The organism is Cupriavidus sp. GW822-FHT03E04, from assembly GCF_058801495.1.
Genome location: NZ_JBXANI010000028.1, coordinates 96,771 through 109,641 on the forward strand (window position 1 = coordinate 96,771; position 12,871 = coordinate 109,641).

The 12,871-nt window shown below is 67.7% G+C and carries 9 protein-coding genes; 3 read left to right on the forward strand and 6 right to left on the reverse strand.

Annotated elements, in window-relative coordinates; genetic code table 11:
* Positions 1-183 precede the first annotated feature (183 nt).
* The 3 genes from AC1RQC_RS32580 to AC1RQC_RS32590 all read right to left on the reverse strand — a co-directional run bounded on the left by AC1RQC_RS32580 (position 184) and on the right by AC1RQC_RS32590 (position 1,965).
* The gene (locus AC1RQC_RS32580; protein WP_150986150.1) at positions 184-444 is read right to left on the reverse strand and encodes a helix-turn-helix domain-containing protein; all 261 of its coding nucleotides are present in this window, start codon (positions 442-444) and stop codon (positions 184-186) included.
* Positions 441-1,394, reverse strand: coding sequence for a serine O-acetyltransferase EpsC (gene epsC / locus AC1RQC_RS32585; RefSeq protein ID WP_492885730.1), 954 nt, complete (start codon positions 1,392-1,394; stop codon positions 441-443). Before epsC ends, AC1RQC_RS32580 begins: the two co-directional genes overlap by 4 nt.
* Positions 1,395-1,497: 103 nt before the next feature.
* Positions 1,498-1,965, reverse strand: a complete 468-nt coding sequence (locus tag AC1RQC_RS32590; RefSeq protein WP_441639719.1) for a rhodanese-like domain-containing protein — start codon at positions 1,963-1,965, stop codon at positions 1,498-1,500.
* A gap of 296 nt (positions 1,966-2,261) precedes the next feature.
* Between AC1RQC_RS32590 and AC1RQC_RS32595 the strand changes: the two genes are divergently transcribed.
* On the forward strand, positions 2,262-3,110 hold the full coding sequence (locus AC1RQC_RS32595; RefSeq protein WP_492885732.1) for a class I SAM-dependent methyltransferase: 849 nt from the start codon (positions 2,262-2,264) through the stop codon (positions 3,108-3,110).
* A 17-nt stretch (positions 3,111-3,127) separates the two neighbouring features.
* Here AC1RQC_RS32595 and uca read toward each other — a convergent pair whose 3' ends face one another.
* From uca to AC1RQC_RS32610, 3 genes are all read right to left on the reverse strand, one after another.
* Positions 3,128-6,727: an urea carboxylase gene (uca, locus tag AC1RQC_RS32600; RefSeq protein WP_492885734.1), complete on the reverse strand. Its 3,600-nt coding sequence runs from the start codon at positions 6,725-6,727 to the stop codon at positions 3,128-3,130.
* 13 nt (positions 6,728-6,740) lie between these two features.
* Positions 6,741-8,594, reverse strand: coding sequence for an allophanate hydrolase (gene atzF, locus AC1RQC_RS32605; RefSeq protein WP_492885736.1), 1,854 nt, complete (start codon positions 8,592-8,594; stop codon positions 6,741-6,743).
* Between the two features lie 332 nt (positions 8,595-8,926).
* Positions 8,927-9,913, reverse strand: coding sequence for a LysR substrate-binding domain-containing protein (locus tag AC1RQC_RS32610; RefSeq protein ID WP_492885738.1), 987 nt, complete (start codon positions 9,911-9,913; stop codon positions 8,927-8,929).
* Between the two features lie 146 nt (positions 9,914-10,059).
* Here AC1RQC_RS32610 and AC1RQC_RS32615 point away from each other — a divergent pair, with 146 nt between their 5' ends.
* Together AC1RQC_RS32615 and AC1RQC_RS32620 are read left to right on the forward strand one after the other, a co-directional pair.
* A complete protein-coding gene (locus AC1RQC_RS32615) occupies positions 10,060-11,082 on the forward strand; it encodes a tripartite tricarboxylate transporter substrate binding protein (protein WP_492885740.1) in 1,023 nt (340 codons plus the stop codon).
* Positions 11,083-11,088: 6 nt separating this feature from the next.
* Entirely contained in the window at positions 11,089-12,612 is a 1,524-nt protein-coding gene (locus AC1RQC_RS32620) for a UxaA family hydrolase (RefSeq protein ID WP_492372699.1), read from the forward strand.
* Positions 12,613-12,871 lie beyond the last annotated feature (259 nt).

The window sequence follows — 12,871 nt, forward strand, 5'->3', positions numbered from 1 at the left end:
TCCGTTTAGCTGTGAGCTGTTAGCTGTGAGCTGATGGCTGATGGCTATATGAGAAAAACAAGAATCGTTATTACCGCAGCGATTATCGGGAGACGGCCCGGCCCGTTCAACATGCTATAGACGGCAATGCGCATGGATTTGCGCGTGGATCTGCGCGTGGTTCGTGGCGATCCGCGGCGGTGGCTAAGACCGCGTGCCTACCACCTGCGCATCACGCAGCGAGACGTGTGCGGCGCCCGATCCGAGCAGCCACGAGATCGGCACGCCCAGCGCCACGGCCAGCTTTTCCACCGTGACGATCGAGGCAATCGCGCTGCCGCGCTCGATCTCGCCGATATACGAGCGATTCATGCCCGCGTGCTCGGCAAGCTCTTCCTGCGACCACGCATGCGCCTCGCGCAACTGGCGCACGGTGGCGCCCAAAGTCCGCACCAGGTCCGTCATGGCAAGCTCGCCTCGATCACGCGCGCCAGCTCGCCTGCGCCCGGCACCCTGGCGGTCTCGTTGCGCGATACGGCCTGCGTCACATGGGCGCCGGCGGCAACATCCTGCGTGACCCACACATTGCCGCCGATCACCGCGCCGCGGCCCAGCGTGACGCGGCCAAGGATGGTGGCGCCGGCGTAGATCACCACATCGTCCTGGACGATGGGGTGCCGCAGCAGGCCCTTCTCCAGCTTGCCCGTGGCGTCGCGCGGAAAGCGCTTGGCGCCGAGCGTCACCGCCTGGTACAGCCGCACGCGCTCGCCGATGATGGTGGTCTCGCCAATTACCACGCCCGTGCCGTGATCGATAAAGAAGCCGCCGCCGATCTGCGCGCCGGGATGGATGTCGATGCCAGTCTCCGCATGCGCCAGTTCCGCCACGATGCGCGCCAGCAGCGGCAGCCCGAGGCCATAGAGCGCGTGGGCGATGCGGTGATGGATCATCGCCAGGATGCCGGGATAGCAGAGCAGGACTTCATCCACGCTGCCGGCCGCGGGGTCGCCATGGAAGGCGGCGAGCACGTCGCTGTCGAGCAGGCCGCGGATGCGCGGCAACTCGGCGGCGAACTCGCGCACGGCCGTCAGCGCGCGCGTCCTCAGCGCGGCTTCATCGCGTTCGGCATGGCGTGCGGCGTAGTGGAACTCCAGCCTTGCCTGGGCCAGCAGCCCGTGCAGCGCCGCGTCCAATGAATGCGCGATATAGAGGTTCTCGCTTTCCTGGCGCAAATCGGGCGGCCCCAGCCGCATGGGAAACAGCACCCCCTTGAGGGTGGCGACCACCTGCGCCAGCGCATCGCGCGAAGGCAGGTCGCGCCCGCCCGGCTCCAGCAAGCGTTGCTGGCCTTCTCTCCATTGCTGGCGCACCTGCTGCAGGGCGAGCACGATCTCGCCGATCTCGAAGTCAGCCACTGTGGTACTCCCCGTTCTGCGTTGTCCGCGCGATGGTTCGCGCGGCTTGTTGATCGCCATGCTTGTGGATCTCTATCGATTGATTGCTTGCGCCAGCCGCGGCTCAGTCCTGGATCCACGGCAGATCGTGAAAGCGCCAGCCGCCGCTCTTGCCGCGCCGTTGCCGCTCGTCGATCTCGCCTTCGAAGCCTTCGAGCACGTTGAACACATGTGCGATCCCCGCCTTGGTGGCGGCTTCGGCAGCCAGCGCGGAGCGGTTGCCGCTGCGGCACAGCAGCAGCACCACGGCGTGCCTGCCGGTCTTGGCTTCCAGCTCGCGCGCAAAGCGCGGGTTGCGGGTCAGGCTGGTGCCGGTGGCCCAGGGCACGTGCAGGGTATCGGGCACATAGCCGACGAACTTGCGCTCTTCCGCCGTGCGTACATCGACCAGCACCGCATCGCCGGCGCTGAACAGCGCCCAGGCCTGCTGCGGCGTCACGCGGCCTGCATAGGGCAGGCCGGAGGAACGTGCCACGCCGCGCGCGGCTTCCAGCACGGGATGCTTGATCTTGTCTTCCAATGCGACTGTCATGAAACGCTCTCCTTGCAGCATGTTGTCCGCGTGCGGGCTAAGCCGGGCCTGCCCGATGCACGCTTTTTCGTTGACGGCAACCGCCTATAGCCATCACGGCTCAACTATGAAATGACGCTGCTGGATTGAGAACGAATAAAAACGCATTTCCTAAGACGCTTCCTTGAGGGCAGCACCAGTCAACGCGGGAAAGGCATGAGCCGGCTTGACAAACCTGCCTGGCTGCATCCAGATTCAGGGGCGGCTATGGATAGCCACAGTTCACCGCTCACCACTCACCTTCAGCAAGGAATGCCATGACTCCCTCCCCTGCCCGGCGCCGTTTCGTGCGGCACTCCCTGCTGCTGGCCAGCGCCGGCATGTTGGCCAGCGCGGCCAGCGCCGCGCCTGCCGCAGGAGACGAAGCCCTCGCCGCCGCCATCGCCGGCCCGCAGCGCAGTGCCGCCAACAAGGCCCGCGACGTGTACCGCCATCCGCTGCAAACGCTACGGTTCTTCGGCTTGCAGCCGGACCAGGCAGTGATCGAAATTGCGCCGGGCGGCGGCTGGTACACGGAGATCCTGGCGCCGGTGCTGCGCGACCACGGCAAGTTATACGCCGCGCACTACGATGTGAGCGCCGCGGATGCCAGCGAGCAAGGCAAGCGTTCAAGGGCGAACTTCGAGAAGAAACTGGCGCAGGATCCGGGCAACTACGGCAAGGTCACGGTCGGCACGCTGCCGGTGCGCGCCTTTACCGATATCGCCCCGCCGGGCGGTGCCGACCTGGTGCTGACCTTTCGCAACATCCACAACTGGATCAAGGACGGCCACCTGGACGACAGCCTGCGCGCCTTCTACGCCGTGCTCAAACCCGGCGGCGTGCTAGGCGTGGAGGAGCACCGGGCCACGCCCGGCACCTCGCTGGAGCAGATGATCGCCACCGGCTACGTCACCGAAGACTACGTCATCGACCACGCCCGCGCGGCTGGCTTTGCGCTTGCCGGGCGCAGCGAGATCAATGCCAACCCGCGCGACAGCCACGACCATCCCGATGGCGTGTGGTCGTTGCCGCCGACGTTGCGCGGCGGCGAGCGCGAGCGCGCGAGCTTCATGGCCATCGGCGAATCGGACCGCATGACGCTAAAGTTCATCAAACCGCGCTGAGGCACGCTTCACGCTTGTCAGGCGATGGACGCCAGGCGGTCGCCCACCTTGATCGCCGAGCCCGCGCGGCAGCGCATGGCCAGCAGCGTGCCCGCCACCGGGGCCAGCACGGTCAGCTCCATCTTCATGGCCTCGACCACCAGCAGCGGCTGCCCGGCGCGCACCTGCTCGCCGGGCCGCACCAGCACCTTCCACACGCTGCCGCTCATCTCCGCTGTCACGGCATGGCCGTCGTGCTCGTCATGGCGCAAGGCGGCCGGCACTTCGATGGGCGCGGCGTTGGCCTCATGGGCTTTCCAGTGCGCCACCTCCGCGCTGAAGGCCGCCTGCTGCCGCGCCTGGAAGGCGGCAATGCTGTGCGCGCTGTCCACAAGCGACTGGCGGTACGCGGCATAGTCGAAGACATCGTGCTCGATGCGCACCGTGGCGCGTCCTTCGCGAAAATCCTCCCGCAACCGGTCCAGCTCCGCCTCCGACACGGGGTAGAACTGCACCTGGTCAAAGAAGCGCAGCAGCCACGGCGCACCGGGCGCGAACACCGGGTTCTTGAGGAACTTGTTCCAGATCGGCAGTGTGCGCCCGATCAGCTGGTAACCGCCCGGGGAGTCCATGCCATAGATGCACATATAGACCCCGCCGATGCCGACCGTGCCTTCCGCGGTGAAGGTGCGTGCGGGGCTGTACTTGGAGGTGAGCAGCCGGTGGCGCGGATCAAGCGGCACAGCGCAAGGCGCGCCAAGGTAGACGTCGCCCAGCCCCAGCACCAGATAGCGCGCCGCGAACGCAATGTCCCGCACCTCGTCGCGATGCGCCAGGCCGTTGATGCGCTGGATGAAGTCGACATTGTTCGGCAGCCATGGCGCGTCGGCGCAGACCGTCTCGCGGTAGCGCTGCACGGCATCCAGCGTCGCGCCATCCTCGAAGGCCATCGGCAGGTGCACCACGCGCGTGGGGATCTTCAGCATGGCCACGTCCGGCAAGCCGGCCTCGATGGCGAGCAGCGCCTCGATCAACGCCGCCTGATGGATGCGCTGGCCGTCGTAGCGCACCTGCAGCGAGCGCACGCCGGGCGATAGCTCCAGCACGCCGTCTACCGGCTGCGCCGTGAGCGCCTCCATCATCAGGTACACCCGCAGCCGCAGGCCGATGTCGAGCACGTTCTCGCCGTACTCCAGCAGCAAGTAGCCATCGCCCGCCTGGCGGTAGGCGATGGCCGGGTGATGCCCGCTGGCCGCGCGCCCGGCAAGGATGGCGGTGGAACACGCTGGCGCCGGCAGCGGCGGCGCACGCGTTATTTGCCGCAGCCCGGCAATGTCCCGATCCTGCGCCGCCTGCAAGGCACGCGCGGCATCGAAGCTGATCGGCCGGAAGCGGATCCGGTCGCCTGGCTTGACCTGGCCAACCTTCCACAGCTCGGCCTGGGCGACCGTGACGGGACACACAAAGCCGCCGAGGCTCGGGCCATCATTGGTGAGGATCACCGGGAAGTCGCCGGTGAAGTTGATGGCGCCGATTGCGTATTCGCAGTCGTGCACGTTGGATGGGTGCAGTCCCGCCTCGCCACCGTCGCGCCGCGCCCATTCGGGCCGGGGCCCGAGCAGGCGCACGCCAAGGCGGTTGGAGTTGTAGTGCACCTCCCAGTCCGTGGCGAAAAAAGTCTCCATGGATGCCGGCGTAAAGAAGTCGGGAGCGCCATGCGGGCCGTGCAGGACCGCTATTTCCCAATGTTGGCCGTAGGCCGGCACCAGTGCGGCGGGGGCGGCCTGCGGCGCCGTCACCGGGGCCTCGACGCCGCTGGCCGCCAGATGCGGCTGGCCGAGCGGGAGCATGTCGCCCAGCCGCAGCGTGCGCCCGGCATGCCCGCCGAACTGCCCGAGCGCGAAGGTGGACCGGCTGCCCAGATAGCGCGGCACATCGAAACCATTGCGCACGGCAAGGTAGGTGCGGCAGCCTTGCGTGGCCTTGCCGAGCGCCAGGACCTGCCCAGGGGCTACGCTGATTGGCGCCCAGAACGGGACGTTCATCCCGTCGAGTGTTGCCGTGCAAGGCGCGCCGGCCAGCGCCACCACGGCCGCGCCATGGAAACGTAGGCGTGGCCCCACCAGCGTGCATTCCAGCCCGGCCGCGCCCGGATGATTGCCAACGATGCGGTTGGCCAGCCGGAAGGCGTAGTCGTCCATCGGGCCGGACGGCGGCACGCCGATATGCCAGTAGCCCGTGCGGCCCGGCACGTCCTGGATGCTGGTGTAGGTGCCTGGCTCCAGCACCTCGATGACTGCCGGCGCGTAGGGAAAGCGGTCGAGCATGCGCGTGAAGGCGCGGCCCGTGGTGAACTCGGGCGAGTCGACGATCTGGCGCAGGTAGTCCAGGTTGGTGGCGATGCCGCACAGGCGCGTGGCGGCCAGCGCTGCCGCGAGCCTTGCGCGCGCGGCAGCGCGGGTGGGGCCGTGGACAATCAGCTTGGCCAGCAGCGGATCGTAAAAGGCAGACACCTCCGTGCCGGTCTCGACCCAGCCGTCGACGCGCACGCCGTCCGGAAAGGCCACCTCGGTCAACGTGCCCGGCGAGGGCTGGAACTGCTTGAGCGGATCCTCCGCATAGAGCCGCACCTCCATGGCCGCACCCTGCGGCGGGCGGGAGATGGCATCCCAGTCCAGCGCATCGCCCGCGGCCACCTTCAGCATGCAGGCGACCAGGTCCAGCCCGGTCACCAGCTCGGTCACGGGATGCTCCACCTGCAGCCGGGTATTGACCTCCAGGAAGTAGAAATCCTCCCGCTCCACGTCGTAGATGAACTCCACCGTGCCGGCAGAGCGGTAGCGCACCGATTCGCCCAGCTGGATCGCGGCCCGATGCAGCGCGTGGCGCGTGGTCTCGCTCAGGTGCGGTGCCGGGGTTTCCTCCACCACCTTCTGGTTGCGGCGCTGCGTGGAGCAATCCCGCTCGCCCAGCGCCACCACGCGGCCCGCGCCATCTCCAAAGATCTGCACCTCGATATGCCGCGCGCGGTCCAGGCAGCGCTCGATAAAGACGCCACCATCCTTGAAGAATTGCTCGCCCAGCCGCTGCACGCTGTCAAAGGCCGCGCTCAGCTCGGCGTCATCAGCGCAGCGCGACAGGCCGATACCGCCCCCGCCGGCCGTGCTCTTGAGCATGACGGGATAGCCGATGCGCGCGGCCTCCCGCAGGGCTTGTTCCACGCTGGAGAGCAGGCCGGTGCCGGGCGTCATCGGTATCCCCGCTTCGGCGGCCAGCTCGCGCGCCCGGTGCTTCAGGCCAAACTCGCGGAGCTGGTGCGGCGTCGGGCCAATGAACACCAGGCCCGCCGCCTCGCAGGCCTCGGCAAACGCCGCGCTCTCCGACAGAAAGCCGTAGCCGGGGAAAACGGCTTGCGCGCCGGTATCCAACGCGGCTTGCAGCACGCGCTCGGCCACCAGGTAGCTATCCGCCGCACGCTCGCCACCCAGCGGCACGGCCACATCGGCCAGCCGGGCATGCGCGGCATTGCGATCGGCATCCGAATACACGGCCACGCTCTTGATACCTAGCGCACGCAGGGTGCGAATGGCCCGCACGGCGATCTCGCCACGATTGGCGATCAGTACGGTGTGGAACATCGGCGCTCCCGGGTCAGGTTGCGTTGGCGTCCGCGCTGGCGAGATAGGCGCGCCAGCCGCCAAATGCCGTGATATCGCTGGCGCCTTCCAGGCCTCGGGGTTCGCAGATGAACCCGGTAACTTGCCGGCCGTCTTCCAGCAGCAGCTTGCCGATGCCAAGGGGCGCGGGAATCTCCGCGACGAAGGCGCCAAAGCTGGCCAGTGGCACATCCCAGAGCTCGACTTCGATCGGCGCGCCCTGCCCTGTGCCGATATGCACCAGCCCGGGCTTGGGCGGGATCGTGTCCGCCAGCGCATAAAGCCGGTAGCACGGCGCCGTGCGGCAAGCCTCCACAAAGGCCGCGTGGCGCGTGAGCAGTTGATGGTTAAGCGGCATGCCGCTAAGGTGGGCGCCGACCACGGCCAGCCGCACCGATCCCGGCGTGACCGGCGTCGCGCGCTGCGCACCAACGGGACAAGCCCGCCCGGTGGCGCCCAGCGGCAACGCTTGCGCCGCCTGCCACTGCCGGCCAAAGCGGGCCAACGCGCGGTCCGCCCAGGCCGGGGCAATCAGCGTGATGCCGGCAGGCAGGCCGTCCTCGCGCGCACCGGCCGGCAGCGCCAGCGCCGACAGGTCAGCCAGGTTGGCGAAGTTGGTATAGGTGCCAAGCCGCGCGTTCAGGCGGATCGGATCGTCCTGCACGGCGGCCAGCGTATAGATCGACGGCGCGCTCGGCACCACCAGCGCATCGACCGTTGCCAGCGCCAGGTGGATAGCGCGGGTCAGCGCCGCGCGCCGGTACTCGGCGCTGAACGCGTCCATCGCGCTATAGCGGCCCGCTTCCTCCACGATCACGCGAACGACCGGATCGATGGCTTCCGGCTGGCTGGCGTGAAGCTGGCTCACCGCCAGGAAGCGTTCGGCCACCCATGGCCCCTGGTAGAGCAGTGCGGCCAACTCGGCGAATGGCGAAAAATCAATCGGCACCAGCTTGGCGCCCATGGCCTGCAAGTCCGTCAGCGCTTGCTCGAAACTGGCCTGCGCCTGCGTATCGCCAAAGAATGCCGGCGCATCGGGAATGCCCAGCACGGGCGATGGCGCCAGCGCGGCAGGCGCGCTCTGCGGATAGGTGCGCGAGTAAGGATCGTCGTGGTCGAAGCCGCCGGCGATCTCCGCCACCAGCGCGGCATCGTCGACCGTCAGCGCAAACACGCAGACGCAGTCCAGCGTGCGGCAGGCCGGCACCACGCCGGCGCTGGAGAGCCAGCCCCGGGTCGGCTTGAGGCCCACGATATTGTTGAATGCCGCGGGAATGCGCCCCGAGCCCGCCGTATCGGTCCCGAGTGAGAACGGCACCCAGCCGCGCGCCACCGAAGACGCCGAGCCCGAACTGGAGCCACCGCTGACATATGCCGCATCGAAGGTGTTGGGCACCGCGCCGTAAGGCGAACGCACGCCCACCAGGCCCGTGGCGAACTGATCCAGGTTAGCCTTGGCCACCACAATGGCCCCGGCCGCGCGCAGCCGCGCCACCGCGCCGGCATCGCGCTCGGCCACATACGCAAACGCGGGACACGCCGCCGTGGTGGGCCACCCTGCCACGTCGATGTTGTCTTTCACCACGAACGGCACGCCGTAGAGGGGAAACGCATCGAGCTGGCCGCCCGCTTCTTCAACGCGCGCGGCCAGCGCAGCTAGCTGGGACTGCAGCCGCGCCGCATCCAGCCGCGCGATCCAGGCCGGGTCCGCTGCGTCCAGGTCCAGGAACGGCGCCAGCGCGTCCGCGGGCGAGGCGCCTCGCGTCTTGTAGAGCTGTTGCCAGTCAGGCAGCGTTCGGCAACTGCCAAGCCTGGCGGCGGATCGGCGCAGAGGCGTCTTGCTGGTCATCGCTTGTATCCCAGGTTGTATACATGAGGGCGTTGCAGACCAACAAAGCAGGAGACATGCCATGTAAGAAGGAAAATGTATTCAAATGTATTCCTCTTACATTTCAGGGAGATTGGTCACCAGGGCGCCTTCGCGGGCCGAATACGCATGCAGGGCACCCGCGCAAGCCGCACCATGGGGCGGCTTGCGTGGACCTAAACAGTGCCTGTGGGAACGACCGAGCCGCAATGTGGTGCGTCGTGGGCCGGCTCCGCTAGCGCTTGGATTATCCCGGCGTTCCACGCGCTGGCGAAGTACCTGCTGGCCAGGCCGCGCTGATCGCGGCGGGCTGGCTATTTCGTGCGCCGCGGCGCGCGCGCCGGCCTCTTCGCACCGGCCGGCGGCGCGGCCAATTGCCCGGCCGCTGCCCGCAGGCATTCGACCAGCTGGATGCTGCTGGGCGTGGGCCGCCCCTCGCGCAGCGTGATCACGCCCACCGGCGGCAGCTCCAGCGCTATGTCCAAGGGCAGAATATGGAAGCGGCCTTCCCGCTCGAACTGCTGCCCCACCGACCTGGCCAGGAAGCCCACGGCATCTAGCTGGGAGACGAAGGTGGTGATGGCAAGGTAGGACGACGACTCGATCAGGTCGGTTGGCGGCTGCAGCCCAAAGCGGTAGAACTCCTGCTCGATCTTGACCCGTAGCGAGGCCCATGGCGGCGGCACCACGCAAGGCATGCCGGCCAGGTCCGCCCAGCCCGGTGCACGCTTGCTTGCCAGCGCGTGGCCGCTGCGCACCACCGCCACCATCGGCTCGTTATAGAGCGGCTCGGTGATGAGGTCCGGGGCGGCGTAGCCAGGCTCCAGCCGCCCCACGATCAGGTCCAGTTCGCTGATGCGCAGCTTGGGCAGCAGGTGGGGCAGGTCGCCCTCCTCCACCAGCACGGTGGCCTGGGCCGAGCGCTGCTTGAGCAGGCCTATGGCTTGCGCCAGCAGCACCGGCAGGGCCGCGCCCATCGATCCCACCCGGGTGCGCCCGGCGGCGCCGCTGGCCTCCGCGGCGATCTCGTCGCGCGTGCGCTCATATTGCGCCAGCACCGAGCGGGCAAAACGCACCAGCGACGCGCCCGCCAGCGTGGGCTCGGTGCCGCGGGTGGAGCGCGTGAAGAGCGTCAGGCCTAGCGTCTTCTCCACCTCGGTGAGCATCTTGGAGACGGCTGGCTGGCTGACGGAGAGGAACTCGGCGGTATGGCCGAGATGGCGGAACTCGTCCAGCGCCACCACCAGTTGCAGGTGGCGTAGCTTGATATTGGAGCGCAGGGCGCGGTCGATCTGGGGCATGCCACGATTCTACTTAACTTTAAGGTTATGAAGCCATTCCGATGATTGATTGGATTGTTATGAATGGCTTTGCCACAATCCAGCCTGACCGGTGGACGTTGCCACCAGCCCATGACTCCAATAACGACACCCTGCGAGGACGACACATGACCGCACCCCACGGCATCAACCACGGGCGGCGCCGCCTGCTCATCAGCGGCGCCGCTGCCGCCACGGCTGCGACGGCTGGCAGTGCCGGCCTGTTGCTGCCGGGCCTCGCACGTGCCGCCGACTATCCGGACCGGCCCATCACCTTCATCTGCCCGTGGCCCGTTGGCGGCACCGCCGACCAGTCCATGCGCGCGCTGTGCCAGGTGGCGTCCGGCGTACTCAAGCAATCCATCGTGGTGGAAAACCGCGCCGGCGCATCGGGCATGATCGGCACCAAGGCACTGGCCCGCGCCAAGCCGGACGGCTACACCATCGGCCAGGTGCCGATCTCGGTGACGCGCTTCTCGCAGCTTGGCATGCTGCAGTTGGACCCGCGCAGCGAGCTGACCTACCTGGCGCGCACCTCCGGCCAGACCTTCGGCATCGCGGTGCCGGCGAACTCGCGCTTCAAGTCGCTCAAGGACGTCGTGGCCGAGGCCAAGGCGCATCCGGGCAAGCTCACCTATGCGCATGCCGGCATCGGCGGCGCCACCCACGTGGGCATGGAAGAATTCGCGCAGGCCGCCGGTGTGCGCTTCAATGCCATCGCCTACAAGGGCGGCGCGCAGGCCTTGCAGGACGTGCTCGCCGGGCAAGTGGACCTGCTGGCCGATTCCAGCTCGTGGGCGCCCCACGTGGAAGCCGGCAAGCTGCGCCTGCTGGCCACCTGGGGCGACCAGCGCACGCCGCGCTTCAAGGACACGCCGACGCTCAAGGAACTGGGCTACAACGTGGTGGTGGAAGCGCCCAATGGCATCGGCGCGCCCGTCGGCCTGGATCCGGCGGTGGAAAAGAAGCTGCGCGACGCCTTCCGCCAGGCCGTGGCTAGCAAGGAATTCCAGCAGGTCGCCGCCCGCATCGACGCGCCGGTGATGTACCTGGACGGCCCGGAATACAAGCGCTACATCAGCACGGTGTACGACCAGGAAACCCACCTGATCCAGCGCCTCAAGCTCAAAGAACTGCTGCAACAAGGCTGACCCAACGTGAACTCCGCCGCCCTGATCCGCCTGCATGCGAACGACAACGTCCTGATTGCCCGGGACGCCCTGAGCCTTGGCCAGCACCTGCCTGAACTGGGGCTGCGCGTGCGCGCCCAGGTGCCCGCGGGGCACAAGATTGCCGCCTGCGCCATTGCCAAGGGCACCCAGATCCGCAAGTTCGACACCGTGATCGGCGTGGCCGAGCGCGACATCGAGGCCGGTGATCATGTGCATTCGCACAACCTGGCGCTGGTGGATTTCTATCGCGACCCGGGTTTCTGCCAGGACGTGCGGCCGGTGGACTATGTGCCCGAGGCCGAGCGCGCCACCTTCATGGGGTTCGTGCGGCCCGACGGCCGGGTTGGCACGCGCAACTTCATCGGCATCTTGTCGTCGGTGAACTGCTCGGCCACGGTGATCCGGCATATCGCTGACCACTTCACGCCCGAGCGCATGGCGGCCTTTCCCAATGTGGACGGCGTGGCCGCCTTCGCGCAAAGCAGCGGCTGCGGCATGTCCTCGCCCAGCGAGCACTTCGACGTGCTGCGGCGCACGCTGGCGGGCTATGCACGCCACCCCAACCTGGCCGGTGTGCTGATCGTGGGCCTGGGCTGCGAGCGCAACCAGGTAGCGGGCCTGATGGAGTCGCAAGGCCTGGTGCCCGGCAGCCACGTGCGCACCATGGTCATGCAGGACAGCGGCGGCACGGCGGCCACCATCCAGGCCGGCATCCGCGCCATCGAGGCGATGCTGCCCGGCGCCAATACCGCCACGCGCCAGCCCGTGCCCGCCAGCCACCTGAAGATCGGCCTGGAATGCGGTGGCTCCGACGGCTTCTCCGGCATCAGCGCCAACCCGGCGCTCGGCGCGGCCATGGACATCCTGGTGCGCCACGGCGGCACCGCCATCCTGTCGGAAACCCCCGAGATCCACGGCGTGGAATACATGCTCACGCGCCGCGCCGTCACGCCGGAAGTCGGCCAGAAACTGCTGGACCGCCTGGCCTGGTGGGAGCGCTACACCGCCGGCCAGAACGCCCAGTTCAACGGCGTGGTCGGCCACGGCAACCAGCAAGGCGGCCTCGCCAACATCTTCGAAAAATCACTCGGCTCCGCCATGAAAGGCGGCACCACGCCGCTGCAGGCCGTCTATGAATACGCCGAGCCCATCGAGCAAGCCGGCTTCGTCTTCATGGACTCCCCCGGCTACGACCCCGTCGCCGCCACCGGCCAGATCGCCAGCGGCGCCAACCTGATCTGCTTCACCACCGGGCGCGGATCGATGTTCGGCTCCAAGCCAGCGCCGACCATCAAGCTAGCGAGCAATACGCCGATGTACACGCGGCTCGAAGGCGATATGGACATCAACTGCGGGCTGGTGCTGGACGGCGAATTGACCGTGGACGAGATGGGCCAGCGGATTTTTGAGCACATCCTGGAAGCGGCCTCGGGACAGCCAACCAAGAGCGAGGCGCTCGGGCTGGGGGACAACGAGTTTGTGCCTTGGCACTTGGGGATTGTCAGTTAGAAAGTAGAAAGCCTCGCAGCCTGGAACCATCACGAAATTGCAATCACCCGCCCTCTCCCCCGCCCTCTCCCGCAGGCGGGAGAGGGGCGCAAACCAGCGGCAAGATCAACTAACTGGTGTAGCCGTGTTTCCCGCCCGAATGGGCGGGAAACACCCTCGCGCGATGCGAAGCGAGCCGTCAAGGTGTGCCAAGGCCGTATGGGGCGCCTCGGGATTCGGCGAAAAGAGCGGAAACGAGGGACCCATGTCTGAGTATCGC

Bases quoted from the DNA above. Each gene is read 5' to 3' on its own strand.
- uca (WP_492885734.1), bottom strand. From the start codon at position 6,727: ATGTTCCACACCGTACTGATCGCCAATCGTGGCGAGATCGCCGTGCGG.
- AC1RQC_RS32610 (WP_492885738.1), bottom strand. From the start codon at position 9,913: ATGCCCCAGATCGACCGCGCCCTGCGCTCCAATATCAAGCTACGCCAC.
- atzF (WP_492885736.1), bottom strand. From the start codon at position 8,594: ATGACCAGCAAGACGCCTCTGCGCCGATCCGCCGCCAGGCTTGGCAGT.
- AC1RQC_RS32590 (WP_441639719.1), bottom strand. From the start codon at position 1,965: ATGACAGTCGCATTGGAAGACAAGATCAAGCATCCCGTGCTGGAAGCC.
- AC1RQC_RS32615 (WP_492885740.1), top strand. From the start codon at position 10,060: ATGACCGCACCCCACGGCATCAACCACGGGCGGCGCCGCCTGCTCATC.
- AC1RQC_RS32595 (WP_492885732.1), top strand. From the start codon at position 2,262: ATGACTCCCTCCCCTGCCCGGCGCCGTTTCGTGCGGCACTCCCTGCTG.
- AC1RQC_RS32580 (WP_150986150.1), bottom strand. From the start codon at position 444: ATGACGGACCTGGTGCGGACTTTGGGCGCCACCGTGCGCCAGTTGCGC.